The sequence below is a fragment of the Clostridium sp. JN-9 genome, assembly GCF_004103695.1.
In the GTDB taxonomy this organism is placed as follows: Bacteria; Bacillota; Clostridia; order Clostridiales; family Clostridiaceae; genus JN-9.
This window is the reverse complement of sequence record NZ_CP035280.1, coordinates 1,063,535-1,081,563: the sequence shown is the minus strand read 5'-3', so window position 1 is coordinate 1,081,563 and position 18,029 is coordinate 1,063,535. Positions and strand designations below refer to the sequence as shown.

General features: G+C 30.5%; 19 protein-coding genes and 1 pseudogene. 4 read left to right on the top strand and 16 right to left on the bottom strand.

Going from position 1 to position 18,029, the window contains the following annotated elements:
* Positions 1-56 precede the first annotated feature (56 nt).
* From EQM05_RS15950 to EQM05_RS05150, 7 genes and pseudogenes are all read right to left on the bottom strand, one after another.
* Positions 57-254 carry a hypothetical protein gene (locus tag EQM05_RS15950; protein WP_205694170.1) on the bottom strand — a complete coding sequence of 66 codons (198 nt, stop codon included), beginning with the start codon at positions 252-254 and terminating at the stop codon, positions 57-59.
* Positions 236-379 (bottom strand): annotated as a pseudogene (locus EQM05_RS16125) (phosphohydrolase); the annotation flags it as partial. The gene EQM05_RS15950 and the pseudogene EQM05_RS16125, both read right to left, overlap by 19 nt.
* Before the next feature lie 97 nt (positions 380-476).
* Complete coding sequence (locus EQM05_RS05170; protein ID WP_128749050.1) at positions 477-983, bottom strand: HD domain-containing protein; 507 nt, start codon at positions 981-983, stop codon at positions 477-479.
* Positions 984-1,000: 17 nt separating this feature from the next.
* Positions 1,001-1,627, bottom strand: a complete 627-nt coding sequence (locus tag EQM05_RS05165; RefSeq protein ID WP_128749049.1) for a hypothetical protein — start codon at positions 1,625-1,627, stop codon at positions 1,001-1,003.
* 195 nt (positions 1,628-1,822) lie between these two features.
* Positions 1,823-2,284 carry a hypothetical protein gene (locus EQM05_RS05160; RefSeq protein ID WP_128749048.1) on the bottom strand — a complete coding sequence of 154 codons (462 nt, stop codon included), beginning with the start codon at positions 2,282-2,284 and terminating at the stop codon, positions 1,823-1,825.
* A 259-nt stretch (positions 2,285-2,543) separates the two neighbouring features.
* On the bottom strand, positions 2,544-2,756 hold the full coding sequence (locus EQM05_RS05155; protein WP_128749047.1) for a zinc ribbon domain-containing protein: 213 nt from the start codon (positions 2,754-2,756) through the stop codon (positions 2,544-2,546).
* A gap of 160 nt (positions 2,757-2,916) precedes the next feature.
* A complete protein-coding gene (locus tag EQM05_RS05150) occupies positions 2,917-3,417 on the bottom strand; it encodes a hypothetical protein (RefSeq protein ID WP_243108121.1) in 501 nt (166 codons plus the stop codon).
* A gap of 395 nt (positions 3,418-3,812) precedes the next feature.
* Between EQM05_RS05150 and EQM05_RS05145 the strand changes: the two genes are divergently transcribed.
* Together EQM05_RS05145 and EQM05_RS05140 are read left to right on the top strand one after the other, a co-directional pair.
* Positions 3,813-5,285 carry an IS66 family transposase gene (locus EQM05_RS05145; protein WP_128749046.1) on the top strand — a complete coding sequence of 491 codons (1,473 nt, stop codon included), beginning with the start codon at positions 3,813-3,815 and terminating at the stop codon, positions 5,283-5,285.
* A 166-nt stretch (positions 5,286-5,451) separates the two neighbouring features.
* Positions 5,452-5,955, top strand: a complete 504-nt coding sequence (locus tag EQM05_RS05140; protein ID WP_128749045.1) for a hypothetical protein — start codon at positions 5,452-5,454, stop codon at positions 5,953-5,955.
* A gap of 109 nt (positions 5,956-6,064) precedes the next feature.
* Here EQM05_RS05140 and EQM05_RS05135 read toward each other — a convergent pair whose 3' ends face one another.
* A complete protein-coding gene (locus EQM05_RS05135; RefSeq protein ID WP_164917201.1) occupies positions 6,065-7,927 on the bottom strand; it encodes an ABC transporter ATP-binding protein in 1,863 nt (620 codons plus the stop codon).
* Complete coding sequence (locus EQM05_RS05130) at positions 7,920-9,440, bottom strand: ABC transporter ATP-binding protein (protein WP_128749043.1); 1,521 nt, start codon at positions 9,438-9,440, stop codon at positions 7,920-7,922. Before EQM05_RS05130 ends, EQM05_RS05135 begins: the two co-directional genes overlap by 8 nt.
* A gap of 276 nt (positions 9,441-9,716) precedes the next feature.
* Between EQM05_RS05130 and EQM05_RS05125 the strand changes: the two genes are divergently transcribed.
* Entirely contained in the window at positions 9,717-10,991 is a 1,275-nt protein-coding gene (locus tag EQM05_RS05125) for a transposase (RefSeq protein WP_128748436.1), read from the top strand.
* Between the two features lie 7 nt (positions 10,992-10,998).
* Here the strand turns inward: EQM05_RS05125 and EQM05_RS05120 are convergent, their stop codons facing one another.
* From EQM05_RS05120 to amrA, 5 genes are all read right to left on the bottom strand, one after another.
* Positions 10,999-11,256, bottom strand: coding sequence for a hypothetical protein (locus EQM05_RS05120; protein ID WP_128749042.1), 258 nt, complete (start codon positions 11,254-11,256; stop codon positions 10,999-11,001).
* A 99-nt stretch (positions 11,257-11,355) separates the two neighbouring features.
* Positions 11,356-12,090 (bottom strand): GHKL domain-containing protein, encoded by a 735-nt coding sequence (locus EQM05_RS05115; protein WP_243108120.1) that lies wholly within the window; start codon positions 12,088-12,090, stop codon positions 11,356-11,358.
* Entirely contained in the window at positions 12,083-12,811 is a 729-nt protein-coding gene (locus EQM05_RS05110; RefSeq protein ID WP_128749041.1) for a LytTR family DNA-binding domain-containing protein, read from the bottom strand. Before EQM05_RS05110 ends, EQM05_RS05115 begins: the two co-directional genes overlap by 8 nt.
* Before the next feature lie 6 nt (positions 12,812-12,817).
* Positions 12,818-13,282 carry a GreA/GreB family elongation factor gene (locus EQM05_RS05105; RefSeq protein ID WP_128749040.1) on the bottom strand — a complete coding sequence of 155 codons (465 nt, stop codon included), beginning with the start codon at positions 13,280-13,282 and terminating at the stop codon, positions 12,818-12,820.
* A 165-nt stretch (positions 13,283-13,447) separates the two neighbouring features.
* The gene (gene amrA / locus EQM05_RS05100) at positions 13,448-14,854 is read right to left on the bottom strand and encodes an AmmeMemoRadiSam system protein A (protein WP_128749039.1); all 1,407 of its coding nucleotides are present in this window, start codon (positions 14,852-14,854) and stop codon (positions 13,448-13,450) included.
* A gap of 100 nt (positions 14,855-14,954) precedes the next feature.
* On the opposite strand from amrA, the gene EQM05_RS05095 reads away from it, so the two are divergent.
* Complete coding sequence (locus tag EQM05_RS05095; protein ID WP_128749038.1) at positions 14,955-15,977, top strand: lysylphosphatidylglycerol synthase transmembrane domain-containing protein; 1,023 nt, start codon at positions 14,955-14,957, stop codon at positions 15,975-15,977.
* Between the two features lie 31 nt (positions 15,978-16,008).
* On the opposite strand, the gene EQM05_RS05090 is transcribed toward EQM05_RS05095, so the two are convergent.
* Positions 16,009-17,010 carry a rod shape-determining protein gene (locus EQM05_RS05090; RefSeq protein WP_128749037.1) on the bottom strand — a complete coding sequence of 334 codons (1,002 nt, stop codon included), beginning with the start codon at positions 17,008-17,010 and terminating at the stop codon, positions 16,009-16,011.
* A 189-nt stretch (positions 17,011-17,199) separates the two neighbouring features.
* A complete protein-coding gene (locus EQM05_RS05085) occupies positions 17,200-17,946 on the bottom strand; it encodes an NYN domain-containing protein (protein ID WP_128749036.1) in 747 nt (248 codons plus the stop codon).
* Between the last annotated feature and the right edge of the window lie 83 nt (positions 17,947-18,029).

Sequence of the window (18,029 nt, the reverse complement as noted above, 5' to 3'; positions counted from 1 at the left end):
CTAATAAGCCATAGAGCATTTCTTTTGTAAATTACAAACTTTGAACTTATTTGCAATCAATTATTTATTTTACAAGTGTTTAATATACCAGCTTGGAATATAAAAATCAAAGTCATTATACCAATTTGGTTGCTCTCATTAATAACCATGTTTCCTATATGATAATCTCCATGCTGGAATGACTGCACTCTATTTTCAAGAAGATATCGATTATCATTTATATAATCTAATATAACTACTTTATTCCATCCCATTCACTATAAAATTCCGATAAGAAATCTTCCATATATTTATGTCTGGATTCAGCCATTTTTTTAGCTGTTTCCGTATTCATCAGATCTTTTAGCTTAAGAAGTTTTTCATAAAAATGATTTATGCTAAATAGATTTCAAAGTAAATCAGCTATTTAAGCTTCTCAAAAAACTGTAGAAACATCAGTATTTTTGCTCGCTTAAATAGCGATTTACTAAATGAAATTATATAGTACCATTTGAAGCAGAATATTCCTGAAAATTCATATTTTCACGTGGTTTTTCACCAGGTATATGCATACTTCTGTTTCTACTGCCCCCATATGCAAATGTCCTTGCAATGCCTATGGCTCCAATAGCATCCAGCCTGTCTGCATCCTGTACTATTTTCCCTTCTATGCTTTCAGGAATCTTTGTATCAGTTCCTTTATATGATATTGAGGAAATTATACTGCATATAGTCTTTATTTTTGCATCTGATACTTTATTCTCTTTTAAAAAAGCTTCTGCATTTGTACATGAACCTGCTTTTCCGTTAAATAATTTATAATCATCAACATCATGCAATAGAGATGCTAATTGAACTATCTCCAAATCAACATTTTCTTTTTTACACATAGAAGCAGCTAATTTATATACCCTCACACTGTGATAATAATCATGACCGCTATAATCATTCTCAAATTTTTCTTTTACATATAATAATGTTTTTTCTAATAAATCTTTATTCATAATTGTATCTCCATCTTTTATGAATTTACTAAAATTTTATTTCTGTTTTTGTAATTAAAATCTGTTTCGAATTTATTTAATCTTGAAACTATTTCAATCCAGCTATCTTTTTCAATTATATCTGTTTTAAACTTCTTTTCAAAATTTGTGTCATTTGAGTCATTATAAATTACTTTTCTTATTCCTTCATAATATTGAAGAATATATTTTAAGGAATCAGCTTCCTTTTTTAAATCTATATAGCTTTCATTGTTGTAGTTTTTTTCAATATAATTAAAATAAGCTTCTATAACCATACCACTCATGCCAGAACTGTAACTAAACCCATTAATTTTATTTATTTTCCATTGGTAATCATCTACTTCTAAATTTAAGTATGTTACTTCACTGCCTATAGATGATTCCAGATACCTAAGTCGTAAAATACTCTCTTTAGAAACATTGCTGCTTTTACAAATTTTCTGCAATTCATTTATCATTTGTTCTGTCTTTATTACAGTACTTTCAATTCTGTAATAGCAATTCCTGTTATATACATATTTTGCTTTCTCAAATTTTTTGTAGTTTTCATAACTTATAATTATCGTAATAACAAATAAAGAAGCTATGATTAATCCAATCCAAAATTTCACCCTTGTTCTCAAAAAACTCCCCCCCATAAAATACTCATTATGTAATTCATTAAAGGGATATTTAACAATATTAGATTAACAGTTAATCCTTTCAGATTATCTTTGATATCATCCGTAATTATACCGTCAATTTTCTCCAAATCAGCAAATTTATAGGCACTATTCATATTAAATTTTTCTTTTTCAACAAGAAGAAATATTTCTTTACTATGGTTTTTGTGCTAAATATAAATCCATAGTGTCATAAACATGAAGTATTCCCCCAAAACTATTTATTGCATCTGCAATTCCATTCTCCAATGCAGTTTTAGCCTTTATTGGCATGGCCCTATGGTCAGAATATGTATTCAGCAAAGAAATGTAACCATCTGCTGTAAAAATTCGGGTTTGAAAGAACAATTTTGAATAACAGTTTTTAAATCCATAACTTTTTATAGTATTTTCTATTTTTTTGCAATCCTTTTTAATGAGTTCAATGGCAGTAACCTTGCATTTTGCCTGAAGAAAGGGTAAAGTTGCCTGTCCAGTACCAATGCCTATCTCAAGAGTTTTTTTAGTTTCATCTATACCCGAATATGAAATGATTTCATCAAACAGCTCAGGCACATAGGTCGGCCTCCACTTATCGTAATTTTCTGCATCTTCATTAAATTTCAATCTCAAATCCATGATTATCCCCCCTATTTATTTATCATACATTAATACTGTTGGTAATTAATTGAAATACAATTTCTTTAGTTAGGAGAGAAAATTTAAGAGTTAAGAGCTGAGAGTGAAGGTGAATTTTCCCCCTTACGTCACAAAACTAATTTATATAAGTTAGAGATTTTTCGCAGTGTAACGGAGAAAAATCATCCATAACTATGAACTTCCCACTTACAACTTTTAACTCAAAGAATTTTGCATCATAAAATTCTTTGAGTGTGGGCTAATTACCTATAAGAAAATCTAAAACATTCCACCCAGCTGAAGACTGTGCCTTATACAATTCTGTATATCCACATCTTTTACAAGTAATAGTAATAAATTTTTTATTTTGGACATCAAATAACTTTGCAAAATTTCCTCCTGTTGCCTGAAATTGATCTGATTCATATTCATTATTGCCGCACTTTGGGCATATATACTGTTTCTTTTCCATTTTGCACTCCACCTAACTTATATTTATTTCTCAGTTGATTAACGGTATTATATCATATATTTTAAGGTAAGGGGAAGTATCTTCCAATTCATAAGACTGCAGCGATACATTTTGCAGAATATTCTTCACAAATATTTACATATCCGCCCTGCACCTTCTGTCAGTTGATCTTTTTAACGCCTTTTACAGGGTCATAACCAATTACAGTCCAAATACCTTTAGCATCTTTTCTTATAAGTTTCTTTAAATAAACCCTTCTGATGGGAGTCCCTTTACCTGATGCCTCTACTACTGCCTCTGTTGACGTGTTTTTTATAACCTTTAGATCCTCATATTTTATAGGGTAGTCTCCTTTAATTCCTTTTGGTGAAATCTTCAGACTTATAAACACTTGAGATACAAATACGGGATCAAGCTTCCATGGCGAATGCCCAGCATCAACACTTTTTTGATCATTTCTCTCTGCCTGTAAGTCAACTGGTACTGCAACTTCAGGTTTACCTAGGAAAATTTCATTTGATACTGGTAATTCTGCTGCTGCATAAGTCATACCGTTTTTAAAAGGTAACAATCCTTCAAACGTTAACATTAATACAATAGCTACAGCACAGCAATATAACCACTTTCTTTTAGGCTTAATGAAAAATTTTTTCTTTATCATTATATATCACCTCACAATTGTTTGTATCTTATAATATTTTGTGAGATTTTGAATAACTTATGCTGATAATTGTGAACAATATAGATGTAAATTAAATCTGCTATTTGAGTTTCTCAAAAAACCGTAGAAGCATCGGGATTTTTGCTTGGTAAAAAGTGATTTACTAAATCAAATTATATAGTTAGCAATCACAAATATTAAGAAACTTGTATTACATGCACATCCATTTATGGTATTATAAGTATAAACATATTAATTTGTAACTATTCAGCTATTAAAATAATTTAAATTTACTGTTATTATTAATTTATTAAAAAAAAGCCTTCCATTTATCATTATTTTTTGGTATCATAAAGCCTGTCTTGCAAAAACTAATGATAAGGTGGTAACACATCGTGAGTGAAAGCCAAATCATCGAGATTTACAATCAAGGTGTATCTCAAATTATAGGTGTTATTAAAGAATTATCAAATCAAATTAAAGAACTACAATCTCAAGTAGAAACACTTTCTAAAGAGAATAAGGCTCTAAACGAGCGTGTAAAATTATTAGAAAGCCAAGTCAACAAAAACAGTAGTAATAGCAGTAAACCTCCATCGTCAGATGGCTTTAAAAAAAAGACTAAAAGTTTAAGAACAAAATCAGGTAAAAAACCTGGCGGTCAAGAAGGTCATGAAGGAATAACATTGTGTTTACATGATACTCCTGATGAAATTAAAATTCACAATGTAGAACATTGCACTGAATGTGGAGCATCTCTAAAGGATGTACCTCCTGAAAGATATATTGTTCGTCAAATTATAGATATACCAGATGTAAGAGTTAAAATTGTAGAGCATAGAGCAGAAGTTAAAATATGTCCTCATTGTAAAAGTAAAAATACAGCTGCTTTTCCAGAAGAAATAAAGAATACAGTTCAATATGGAGAACGCCTGAAAGCGATAGCTGTTTACTTAACTCAATATCAATTGATTCCGTATAAACGTGCTGTTGAACTCATTGAGGATTTATTTAACCATCATTTAAGTCAAGGTAGTATGGTAACCTTCAATCAAGACTGTCATGATAATTTACAAGCTATAACAAATAGGATTAGAAATAGCCTTACCTCATCTACAGGAGCAGTTCATTTTGATGAAACTGGTATTTATATAGATAAAAAACGCCAGTGGCTTCATGTTGCTTCTAATGAAAATCTTACATATTATGAATGCCATGAAAAGCGTGGTAAAAAGGCTATTGATGATATTACAATACTTCCAAACTTTACTGGGACGGCAGTCCATGATGGTTTTAAAACTTATTTTAAGTATACTAACTGCAATCATGCTCTATGTAATGCTCATATATTAAGAGAATTGAATGGTATAACTGAATTACAAGGTCAAAATTGGGCAAAGCCAATGAAAAATCTATTGTTAGATATAAAAAAAGAAGTAGATTTAGCTAATAACAAACAAAATGCTTTACCTTTAGATAAAATTCAGGATTTTGAATCTAAGTATGATAAAATACTTAAAGCTGGCATTGATGAAGACTATGCTAAAAACATTGAATTATATTCTAAAAAGAAGGTAAAGAAAAGTGCCAGTCTTAATTTACTCAATAGATTAAATGGCTATAAGGAACAAATACTTGCTTTCATGTATGACTTTGATATACCTTTTGATAATAACTTAGCAGAACGTGATTTACGTATGGCTAAAGTTAAGCAAAAGATTTCAGGCACCTTTAGAAGTTCTGCTGGAGCTAACGCTTTTACTAGAATCCGTGGATATGTATCTACTGTAAGAAAACAAGGCAAAAATGCCTTGGATTGCATAAAATCAACATTTACAGTGAATCAATTTGATCCAACTTTGACGTAAAAGCTTCGCTTAAAAAGGAACGAAGTACCTCTTTTTGGTGAACCTAAAATTAATATTAACACCTTACTGTCAGATGCATAAGAATTTGAAAGTAAGGTGCTTTTTTATATACTTTTTAGGGTAGCTGAATAGTTACATTAATTTATAAAATGTGGAGGGATATCTAATGGAAACACATGAAGGTTATACCACCGCTATAGGAATTGCTTTACTGTACACTATTTTCACAAGCTTATTTTCGCTTCTTAATAGGCTGACTCTGTTTATCATACCGCAGGGTGGATTTATAAGCACATTAAACTTATTTTTTCAGAAAAATGCTCTTTGGATCATTGTTGTTGCAGCAATTATTATTTTATTAAATTCATATTTAAAAAAGATGAATATAGATTTTAATGATTATATTATAAAAAATAATAAAATATGTTTAATTTCGGGCACGTTGATTGCCATAGAAGGATTGATTAATTTATCTTCTTTACTTCCTGCTTATATAAGCAGTTCAAAATTATCAATTCAGACATCACAGCTGGTTACAGGAAACATGACAAATTCACCAGCTAAATATATTGTGATATCAAATATAATCTCTATTTTTATTATCTTATTACAAATAATTACAGGAATTTATCTAGCAAGGTTTCATAAGGGAAAGGTCAGAAATGATTAAAAAAAAAGCTCTAAAATATTTTTTATATATTATACTGTTATAGATGTTTTTAACGATTAATAAAAGTTTTTCAGATTAAACCAAAAAACTTTCATTAATCTTTACTTTGTTATGCACTCACTTCTCCGTTGTAGTATTTGGCCTGTGAGTACCATAGTTCATAATATTTTCCATTCTTATCTCTCAGTAATTCATCATGATTTCCCTTTTGAATTATCCTGCCTTCATGAAATACGGCTATCTCATCACAAAATCTGCAGGATGAAAGCCTGTGGGATATATAAAAGGCAGTTTTTGCCCCTGCTATTTCGTTAAACCTTGAATAAATCTCAAATTCGGATATAGGATATAAAGCAGCTGTTGGTTCATCCAGTATTATTATGGGCGCACTTCGGTATAATGCTCTGGCCAGTGCTATCTTCTGCGCTTCACCTCCTGATATCTCCACACCGTCCTCATCAAAATCTTTATATAATAGTGTTTGAATTCCTTTTGGCATAATATCTAGCCTATTTTCTAAACCAGCCTTATTTAAAGCAGCCTGTACCCGGTCTTCATCATAATTCACAGACGTTGCCACATTCTGCCCAAGAGAAAATGAAAACAGCTTAAAGTCCTGAAATACTATAGAGAATAAATTCATATATTCATCATAATCGTATTTTTTTATATTTATACCATTTAGGAGTATTTCACCTTCTGTTGGATCATATAATCTGCATAGAAGCTTAATAAAAGTGGTCTTTCCTGATCCATTCATTCCAACTATTGCCAGGTGTTCTTCAATGTTTAATTTTATAGATACATTTTTTAGAACATATGCATTTGTTCCCGGATATTTAAAGGATACATTTTTAAACTCAATTTCATACTCATCATCATTTCTTTTCTCAACTGGTATTGTACCTTTGTGCTTTTTACTGCCTATATTTAAAAAATCTAAGTACAATTGCAAATACTGATTATTATTTATAATACTGTTAATGGAAGTTAAAAATTCTTTGCTGCCATTCATAAATTGATTTATACTTCCAGCATATTGAGCTATACTGCCTATAGTTATAGCACCTATAATAGCCTTTAGTCCTACAAAAATGTAAACAGCTCCGCTAAGCAATGATGTTATAAATGATTCAGTTGCATAATATTTTGCATCAATGCCGGCTAAATCATTAAATAACTTTTCTGACTTATCATTAAATGCTTTTGTTTCCTGATTTATTATTTCCTTTTGATTACATAATCTTATTTCCTTACCTTTGTTATAATCCAAAATATCGTTATAATAGAATCTAAAAAATCTATTTAAATCCATGACTTTACTAAAACTTTGAAAAATTTTTTTATCCTGTGTTGTTTTTAAATTCAAATTAACAATGGTGCATATCAAAATTAAAATTAAGAATCCAAATGAAAAAAGTCTGGAATTTATAAATGATGAATAAGCACCTGCTGACATATTGGACTTAAACAAACCTATTACTAATAATATAGATGTGATTGCTGTAACAAAACCTTTTGCCAAATTTCCCATTTGAATTATGAGAGCATATATCCCTCCTCCATTGGTATTTTCAGCCTCAGCTATCTTTGTTTGAAGGCTGTGAACTTCAGAGCTTTCTACATATTCATAGTCCATATTTATTATCTTTTCATTTAGTCTCATATCAATATTCTTATCCAGGTTACTCATTAAAATAGTTTTTAAATGATCTAATGCTGTTGAAATAAGATGAACTGCCAAATTAAGTACAATTGTAATTATCACTAAAAACATAAGCCTTTTTACATCCTTAGTTCCTATTAATTCATCAATAATTCTGGCGGACATATATATATTTATAAATGGAGCTATGGATTTAAAAACAGCATCAATTATAGTAACTGGTAAAACCCATTTCTGCAATTTGAATGTTTCCTTCAGCCCGCATTGTAAAATCTTTATATTATTCTTTGAATTAACTTTAGGCATATTTCTCACCTCCAACTTTGTCCTTATAATAGTAGCTTTGCATATCATACATTTCCTTGTATTTACCATTCAGCTTCATGAGACTTTGGTGATCTCCCTGTTCAATTATCTGTCCATTTTCAATAAATAGTATTCTGTCACAAAATCTGGTGGATGATAGCCTGTGAGATATAAATATAGAGGTATGATCTTTTGTCAATTCATTGTATTTCTCATATAATTCATTTTCAGCTATGGGATCTAATGCCGCTGTGGGTTCATCTAATATTATAATTGGAGCATCTTTATATAATGCTCTTGCAAGTATTAGTTTCTGTGTCTCTCCTCCTGACAGTTCTGCTGCGCCTTCATTCATAGATTTAATTAATGGTGTTTCCATACCCTGAGGCAAAGATTGTATCTTTTTCATGAATCCTGACATATTAAGAACTCTAATCATTTTATCTTTATGGATATTCTCTTTTGGCTGTAATGCAATATTTTTCTCTATAGAAACTGGCAGCAAATGAATATCTTGAAATACCACTGAGAATAAAGTGTAATATTCATCTCTGTTATAACTGCTGCTGATTTTTCCATTTATATATATTTCACCTTTTGAGGGAGTATATAATCCGCAGATAAGCTTTACCAATGTAGATTTTCCTGCGCCGTTAACACCTACTAATGCTATTTTTTCTCCTTTTTTTATGTTAATATTTATATTTTTAATTGTATATTCCTCAGCACCATCATATCTATAATACAGATTTTTTAATTCTATATTACATGGCAGCTCATAGGAATTCGGAAGCTTTACTCCTTTTCCTCTATTCATATTATCTTTCATATCCAGGAATTCTCTTAAATCGCATATATCAAGGCTCATGGAATTCAATGAGTTTAAATTTTTTACAATTCCAGACAGCCAGGTGGAAAAGCCTGCCACTGCACCAAAATACAGCACGAAATTACCTATAGACATATTTTTATATATAACTGAATATATAAGAAAACCGTATATTATGCCATCTCTAAGCAAAATGAGAAGCCCATCAATGAAGTTAGCAAAGTATCTGTGATATATGTTTTTTTTCTGAAAATATATGCCTTTTCTTTTAAAAATATTAAACATTTCTTTAAACCATGGATACATATGATAAAGCCTGATATCCTTATTACTGCTGAAGTCTCCGGTTTTATCTATAATATATTTTAGTTTTCTTTCTATAGGAGCTAAATTATCCTTATTTTCATATTCATAATTGCTAATATACCTTCCTGTAAAATAATTTATTACTGATGATAAGATCATAAATACTACTACTGCTGGATGAATTGTGGATATTATACCTGAATATAGTATAAATCCTATTATATTTGAGGATAATTCTACCCCTAAAACTATTATTGCTTCAGTGGCAGATGAATTAGAGGATACAGCCATATCTGCCTTTTCCCTTTTTTCCTGGCCAGCTTTGCAGTCTATATTTTCAAAATCTGTATCCAATATTTTATTTTTTATTAAATCCAAATATCTGACCCTATAATTAATTTTTCTAAACTTTACTATAGAAGATGAAACATTCAATATTACATTAAAAGTGATTATAGCAATAATCAGAATGCTTAGAGTTTCCCCTTTTTTTAAAAGACTATTTAAATAAAACCTGTGGATAAGTAAATTTAAGATTTAAAACTATCCACAGATTTATAAAATTGCATAAAAAATGAATAAAACAGTCCATTGTTTTGATATAATGAATTTGCGACAAAACAAAAATCAATAGCAGATGGAGATGTTTTATTCATGATTAATTATAGCAAATTATCGTACCAAATAAAAAGAAAATTATTAACTTTTTCAAAAAAAATCTCAATAAATTTATCAAGACCTAATTATAAATTTATTGCACAGATGATTTATGGAATTTCAGAAAGCCAGACTGTGCTTTTAAGTGGCATATCAAGAGCTCTTAAAGAGGATATCTCTTTAAAGAAAACCATTGAAAGACTTTCTAATAACCTTAGAACGTTTGATAAACAAAGTGTTGTAATAAACAACTACATTTCTGAAATAAAACCATACATTAATGACAATACAGTATTTTGCGTTGATGGTTCTGAAATCACAAAACGTAATAGTAAAGTTTTAGAAGCTATGGGCAAGGTACGTGATGGCAGCACAGGTGAAACCAATGTCAATGGATATAATTGTCTTGAAATTGCTGCACTTACAAGTAAGTATAGTATGCCTATATCTGTGTACTCAAAAATGTATTCAAACATTGAAAAAGGCTTTGTAAGTGAGAATGAAGAAACTTTTAAAGGATTAAATTTTATTAGACAAAGTTTTAATAATAAGGGCATTAAAGCTCTTGATAGGGGTTATGATAGCAGAAAGTTTTATGAATACTTTATAGATAATAAAGAAAACTTTGTTATTCGAGCAAAAGGCAATAGAAATGTTATTCATAATGGTAAAGTTATGAATATACTTAAACTTGCAAACAAGTATAAAGGAAAGTTTTCGACTATAGTCACCAATAAAGCTGGTAGGGCTAAAAAATGCAAATTTAGCTTTATACAAATAACATTGCCAGATATACCTGATAAGCCTCTTACACTTGTAGTAATAAGAGGCTTTGGCAAAATACCTATGATGCTTATCAGCAATATTAAGCCTAATGATAAGAAATTAACCTTAGCTATAATTAAGGTTTACATTAAACGTTGGAAGATAGAAGAATATTTCAGATTTAAAAAACAGCAGTTTGATTTTGAAAATATAAGAGTAAGAAGTTTAAATTCAATAAGAACTATGAATTTATTTCTAACCTTAATTATAGGTTTTGCTGCAACACTTTCAGAAAAAAGAGGAGAAAGTGCATTAATCATATGCATTCAAAACATATCTAAGCGTATTTATGATATACCTGATTTTAATTATTATGCATTAGCTGATGGTATTTATGCAGTATTAAAGAAAACGCATACTGGTATTAAAAATTTTATTAAACCGGTTTCCAAAACCAAGACTACACAACAACTAATTATGGCTCAGGTACTAGAATTAGTAGGATAACCTTAATTCAAGATATTAATTTTGGGGAAACTCTAATCAGAATGCCCACATTTATCATAAGTTTTGAAACTGATACATGTGCAGAAACAGAATCTATAACAACTTTTGGAAGATAGATTCCAAGCAGCGGTATAATTACTGTGGTTATAATTTGCAAAAAGCATAGTAAAAATAATTTCTTATCCCATTTCCAAATGTTTTTTATTAAATAAGCAGTATTTTCAAATATTGAAAATTTAGGTTTTACTTTTGAATTCACTGACATTTTAACCACCTCAATAATATAATATCAGCATACGCCTTTTTTTGTATGAAAAAAGCACCAATGGTTAAATATGAAACACCAATGGCGCTGGTTTTTCTTCTATAACGGAAGCATAATCTCAGTTGCAAATACACCTTCTTCGCTTTGCCTGTTTATAAATCCATTGTATTTACCCACAATGCTATCTACTCTTTTTAATCCAAAGCCATGGTTTTTTCCAAGCTTTGTGCTTAAATATGACATGCCTCCCTTTTTAACCTGTCCACCTACAGAATTAGTTATAGAAATATACAATTGCTCCTTCATTTCTCTAATATATACTCTTATAAACCTGTCTTCCGTATTTTCAGCCTTTATTGCTGCCTCCATGGCATTATCCATTAAATTACCCAAAATAACACATAAATCTATATCTGAAATCTGAAGATCCTTTGGCACAGATGCTTTTGCTTTTATATTTATCCCCTGGTTTATGGCCAAAGACAATTTAGTATTTAAAATTGCATCCACCATTATATTTCCTGTCTTTATAACTGTATCTATACTGGACAAATCTTTGTCCAAATCATTCAGATAGCATTTCATATCTTCATATTTTCCCAGCTCAAGATAGGCTTTCATGGTTTGTATATGATTGTGGTAATCGTGTTTCCAGCCTCTCATTTGCTTGTAAATGTTTTCAGTTTCGTTGTAATGTTTCGTTAAAAGATCATTCTGGTAACCTGCAATATGTTTATCAACTAATAAATAGAATAAATATCTAATAGTAAAAATTACAATAACAATTAAAATTAAAGCAGCACCAATTATAAAAAACATTCTAAAGCTATTCATCAAGGTCACCCCTAAAATATTTTATAAATGCCATATTGGTTTTTGCGTATTGCCTTCTGCTTATGGGAATTACCTTTCCATTATCCATTTCTAACTGGACATTTGATATCTTTTTTACATACCTTAATCCAACTATATAGGATCTATGACACCTTATAAACATATTGCTGTCCAATTCCTTTTCCATAATACTGATATTTTTTCTAGTTGTGTATTTTGTATTCAATGTATTTATCTCTATAAAATGGGCAAATGCTTCAATAAAAACTATATCACTTATCTTTATTTTGTAAGTTTGTCCATCTTCATTTATAATAATTGCCTTTTCTTCCTTTGGAATTTTTAAACAAGCCTTATTTAAACATTCATTAAGCTTGTTTTCCTTTACAGGTTTAATTAAATAATTTACTGCAGAAACATCATAACCTTCAGCTATATAATCAGTTAGGGCAGTAATGAAAATAATATTTATATTATCGTCTTCATGCCTTATTTTCTTTGCCAGCTCCATACCATTTTGTCCTGACATTTGAATATCTAATAACAGTATGTTATATTTTTTATTCATACTCCATTTAAATTCAAAACTTTCCGCATTAAAAAACACTTCAGCAGCTGCAGTTATATTATTTTTAGCTGCCCAGTTCTGCACATATTTTTGTAAAAGCTCAGTTTGTATTTTTTCATCATCTACTATAGCTATATTAATTAAATCCTGCATTGTTAATCACCTTATTATCTTTTTTATAAGTACAGTATAGCTGCCATTAGGGGATTCCACCTGCACCCTGTCTCCAACTCTTTTTTTATAAATTGCCTTACCTAAAGGAGATTCTATACTTACCATATTTTTAAGAGGATCTGTGTTTAAAGTTGTATCAAGCTGTACTTCCTCATTCTCATCATCTTCTATAAATCCTATTTTTATTTTCATTCCTATGTCTACAATACCTTTGTCACTGCTCTTTTCTATTATTTTTGCAGAATTAATCATTCTCCTTAAGTATCCTATTCTTCTGTTATTTTCATAATAACGCTGTTTAGCATACTTATATTCTGCATTCTCACTTCTATCTCCAAAAGATGCAGCTATCATTTTTTCCTTAGCAATTTCAGCTTTTAAAGTTGTACTCCTGTATTCAAATTCCTGTTTAAGCTTTGCTAAATCCTCTTCAGTTAAATAATTGTTCATTGCTCCCTCCAAAATTAAGTTTACCATTTTATTTATTAATGGAAATATCCAATACTTTACCAATATTATAACACATATGACTGCATAGCATTTATATATTTCCTGGGTAACAAAGGTTACATATAGAACAAATATTCATCATACATTGCCTGTTTTTATATATTATTAACCTTCTTTATATCTGATTACTTTAAATCTTTCTGTGGAATACTCATCATAAGGTCTTATTCCAGCCTTTTTCAAGGCAATGGATACCTGCTCCTCTATAGTATCTACTCCCTCTAAATCAGGAAGTAATAATCCAGTCTTTCCCTTGCTCTTTACAATTACTCCGTATTCCTTAGGGTTTAATTCATCTTTTGAGCATAGCTCAGGCTCTGTTAAAACATCCACTGAAAATGAAATATCCATAAGCTCTTCTTTTTCAACCTCATTAAATCTTGGATCATTAATGCCTGCTTCCACTGCATTGCGTATTATTTCTTCTGCAATACTAACTGTTGCAGGAAATATAGTTCCAATGCATCCTCTTAAATCTCCATGCTTTTTTAAAGATACAAATACACCTCTCCTGGTATTTTTCATATCATCTGTTACATAGTCTGGAATAGTTTTCATAACATGGCCTGTGTTTAAATAAGTTGTAAGGCTTTCTCTTGCCAGTCTCACATAAGGGCCGCCGCTCCTTACTCTTTTTTCATAATCCTGTAATCTCAATAATTCTAATTTTTCAACCTTTGAGCTATCTTCAGATATAACATTGAATCTCATTACACCATAGCCCACTCTAAAGGTTCCCTCATAGCTAAGCAGATCACCTTTAAATTTTTTCCCGTCCAAAGTCCCAAGTAAAACTTCAGCAGAAGGTCTGCCGCACTGTCCTGCGTTACATATAAGTTCTTTATCCATACTGAATACTTTCTCAACATTTCCTTCTTTTAAATGTGCAAGGAATTCCTTATCAAACTTCTCACCAAATGGGCTATATCCATAAGGTCCATCATCCTTTAATTTATGAGACAGATCTCCGCTGGCTATAATAACTGCATTTACTTTTAAATCATCTGCTGCCTTTCTTATACACATACCAAACTTATACAAATCAATATCACTTAAAGGAGCATATGTAATGTGCACAATTTTATATTTACTGTAGAACTTGTTTATAAAATACAATGGAACCATAGCTCCATGATCTAAAAAATCAGAAGTATTATATCTGCTTAATAGCTGATTTGTCACCATAACTGCAGATATACCTTTCTCATATGCAGTCTCATAAATTTTACTTGTAAGTCCCTTGTTCACAGTCAGCTTCATAGAAACATTAGTAACTCCAAAGTTACTCAAATCGCCATAGATTTCATTTTCATAACTCAGTGCAATTGCATCCTGAAACATGGTACCATGGGGAGTCACCACCACAATGGTATCAGGAGCCTTTTCAGCAATTTCTCGTCCAATTTCATAAAAGCTTTTGATGGTATCTTTTATCTTTCCTTCTTCTCCACGTCCAACCTCTGGAATTATTATAGGAGGATGAGGAAGCAGATAGTAACCATTTAGACTCATAAAAATCACCTCTGAATATATTCTAACCCATTTTTAGAATATATAATAAACAATTTACAGAAACTAAACATTACAATAAAATTGCATGGGAGTAAATACGATGAAAAACAAAATATTAAATTCCATTATAGTAGTAGTATCTGCCATTATTTTTATATCATTTTTTGTTTTCAATAAGGGAACAAATTCTTTGATCAAAGAACTTAAATCATTGAATACTTTCTGGGTGCTTTTAAGCATTATGCTTATGATTTTATATTTAACCTTTGAAATGCTTTCACTTTACATTATAACTAAAACCTTTTATAAAACAGATAATCTTCTTAGTAATTCAATTAAGCTTGAGATCATAGGGCAGTTTTTTGGGGCAGTTACACCTTTTTCAGCTGGAAGCCATGCAGGGCAGCTTTATGCAATGGCTGAAAATAAAATGCCCATTGGAACAGCTGGCTCGATTTTAATGATAAAATTTATAATATATCAAAGTATAAACATAATTATTCTGCTGTTGGCATTTTTATTTAAGTTTAATTATTTTAACTCAAAAGTTAACTATTTTCTTTATTTTTCTATTGCAGGGCTCTTCATTCATGTGATTATTATGATATGTGCAATAATGGTTTTAGTTAATAAGAAAATAACTGAAAATATTTTAATGTTTATTTTTAAGATGCTTAATAAAATCAAAATTATAAAAAATGCTAAAGTGTCATATGAAAAAATTGAAATTGAGCTTAATAATTTTCACAAAAATGCTCATTTAATAGCTGAGCATAAAAAAATGTGCACTTATGCATCTATATTCACTTTTCTTCAATGTGCAGCTTTTTTCAGTATACCTTATTGTATTTACAAAAGCTTTGGTTTTAATTCCGCTGATATATTTACTTTAATTGCTGCTCAAATCTTTTTAATTAATTTTATGGCAATCATTCCCCTTCCTGGTGCAGAAGGAGGTGCAGAGGGTGGATTTTATTTAATTTACAACTTATTTTTTAAATCCGGTACCATTATAACTGCAATTTTTATATGGAGAATTCTAACTTATTATTCAGTGATAGCTTTAGGAGGTATATTTACCTTTGTAAGGCCCCATAGTAATTCACTAAAGAATAAAAACTAATATAGTATGTACCATATTAGTTTTTATCTATTTAAATTTTATCAATCATGTCCAAGCACTTACCTGTACCAAGGGCAACACATTCAATTGGGTTTTCTGCTATATAAGCACTCATATGAAGCTCATCATATATAAGCTTGTCCAGCCCCCGCAAAAGTGCTCCTCCTCCAGAAAGCATTATGCCTCTTTCCATTACATCCGCAGCTAATTCAGGAGGTGTTTGTTCAATTGTATCTTTAATTGCATTAATTATTAAGGTAACAACTCCTTTTATGATCTGCCTTATTTCTCCTTCAGTAATTATAACCGCCCTTGGGAGTCCTGTAATTAAATCTCTTCCTTTTATTTCAATGTTTTTTTCATCCTGGTCATTTTCGGGAAATACAGAGCCTATTTCAATTTTTACTTTTTCAGCTGTTACTTCGCCTATCATAAGGTTATATTCCTTTTTTACATATTCAATAATTGAATTGTCAATGTCATCTCCTGCTGTTCTCAAAGTCTTGTTTGTAACAATTCCCTGAAGAGAAATAACTGCAGCCTCAGTAGTGCCTCCGCCTATATTCACAATCATGCTGCCAACTGGTTCATTTATAGGAAGTCCTGCTCCTATTGCAGCTGCCACAGGTTCCTCTACAAGCATAACCTTACCTGTGCCTGCCTGTTTTATTGAAGCATCAATTGCTCTCTTTTCAACATCTGTAACCCCTGAAGGATGGGAAATTGCAATCCTTGAATTTTTGAAAACAACTTTGCCGCTAACCTTTTCTATAAACTTTTTAATCATTTCCTGTGCTAAGTCAAAGTCGGCAATGACCCCGCCCTTTAGAGGATTTATTGTGGTAACATCTTTAGGTGTCCTTCCTATCATACTTTTTGCATCAGAACCAATAGCTAAAATTTTTCTGGTTCTGCTGTTTACTGCTACAACAGATGGTTCATTTAGTAATATACCTTTTCCTTTCACATATAATAAAGTATTAGAGGTTCCTAAATCAATTCCTATATCGCTAGAAGTATCAAAAAATCTCATTAACATAACTCCTTCCAGGTTTGCTATATGTCTTATTATTTAGATAATATGTGAAAAAATAGACTTATATTTTCAATAAAATCTTTAATAGTTTACTTTTTAACAGTATATACTTTATTTAAACTATTTTTCAACACGCAAATAATTCCAACGCCATTTTACAGCATTGGAATTTAAATGTTATTATTTTTATCTGTTTCTTATATATTTCAGGCTAATGCTTGGGTTACTGGTTTTTGTTGACCTGATTTCAAAACAATGTAATGATGACACAAAAGGTGTAAGTTTATTATATCCATAATTTCTAGTGTCAAAATCAGGGAATCTCTTGTTCAATATTCCCCCTACTTCTCCTAAAAATGCCCATCCGTCTTCATCCGAAACCTCTGTAATAATTGTTTTAATTGTCTCTATTAATTTATCCTTGCTTGTCATGCCGACTTTCTGCTCTTCCTGTTTATGTACTTCCTTAATGTTTTCAGTTTCATCTTTAGATGCCATTGACTCTAATACCTCAAGATACTTAAACTTCTCACAGGCTGATATAAAAGGAGTAGGTGTTTTCTTTTCTCCCATTCCTATAACATACATACCTGCTTCTCTAAGGCGTGCTGCCAGTTTAGTGAAATCACTATCACTAGATACAATACAAAAGCCATCCACATTGTGTGAATAAAGTATATCCATTGCATCAATTATTAAAGCCGCATCAGTGGAATTTTTCCCAGTTGTGTAGCTGTACTGCTGTATCGGACTAATAGAATAATTAAGTAATACATTTTTCCATGGAGCCAGCTGTGGTCTTGTCCAGTCACCATAGATTCTTTTATAAGTTGGAGTTCCAAGATTTGAAATTTCATCTAAGATATATTTTATGTATTTTTCTGATACATTATCTGCATCAATAAGCACAGCTATTCTCTTATCCTTTTCCATTGCGTATCTGCTCCTTTATCTATATATTTAGCATATTCTTACTTTAATATTCTATAAAATATTAAATATACCTTTAATTTTTT

Bases quoted from the DNA above. Each gene is read 5' to 3' on its own strand.
- EQM05_RS15950 (WP_205694170.1), bottom strand. From the start codon at position 254: ATGGGATGGAATAAAGTAGTTATATTAGATTATATAAATGATAATCGA.
- EQM05_RS05170 (WP_128749050.1), bottom strand. From the start codon at position 983: ATGAATAAAGATTTATTAGAAAAAACATTATTATATGTAAAAGAAAAA.
- EQM05_RS05160 (WP_128749048.1), bottom strand. From the start codon at position 2,284: ATGGATTTGAGATTGAAATTTAATGAAGATGCAGAAAATTACGATAAG.
- EQM05_RS05155 (WP_128749047.1), bottom strand. From the start codon at position 2,756: ATGGAAAAGAAACAGTATATATGCCCAAAGTGCGGCAATAATGAATAT.
- EQM05_RS05150 (WP_243108121.1), bottom strand. From the start codon at position 3,417: ATGATAAAGAAAAAATTTTTCATTAAGCCTAAAAGAAAGTGGTTATAT.
- EQM05_RS05140 (WP_128749045.1), top strand. From the start codon at position 5,452: ATGGAAACACATGAAGGTTATACCACCGCTATAGGAATTGCTTTACTG.
- EQM05_RS05135 (WP_164917201.1), bottom strand. From the start codon at position 7,927: ATGCCTAAAGTTAATTCAAAGAATAATATAAAGATTTTACAATGCGGG.
- EQM05_RS05125 (WP_128748436.1), top strand. From the start codon at position 9,717: ATGATTAATTATAGCAAATTATCGTACCAAATAAAAAGAAAATTATTA.
- EQM05_RS05120 (WP_128749042.1), bottom strand. From the start codon at position 11,256: ATGTCAGTGAATTCAAAAGTAAAACCTAAATTTTCAATATTTGAAAAT.
- EQM05_RS05115 (WP_243108120.1), bottom strand. From the start codon at position 12,090: ATGAATAGCTTTAGAATGTTTTTTATAATTGGTGCTGCTTTAATTTTA.
- EQM05_RS05110 (WP_128749041.1), bottom strand. From the start codon at position 12,811: ATGCAGGATTTAATTAATATAGCTATAGTAGATGATGAAAAAATACAA.
- EQM05_RS05105 (WP_128749040.1), bottom strand. From the start codon at position 13,282: ATGAACAATTATTTAACTGAAGAGGATTTAGCAAAGCTTAAACAGGAA.
- amrA (WP_128749039.1), bottom strand. From the start codon at position 14,854: ATGAGTCTAAATGGTTACTATCTGCTTCCTCATCCTCCTATAATAATT.
- EQM05_RS05095 (WP_128749038.1), top strand. From the start codon at position 14,955: ATGAAAAACAAAATATTAAATTCCATTATAGTAGTAGTATCTGCCATT.
- EQM05_RS05090 (WP_128749037.1), bottom strand. From the start codon at position 17,010: ATGAGATTTTTTGATACTTCTAGCGATATAGGAATTGATTTAGGAACC.
- EQM05_RS05085 (WP_128749036.1), bottom strand. From the start codon at position 17,946: ATGGAAAAGGATAAGAGAATAGCTGTGCTTATTGATGCAGATAATGTA.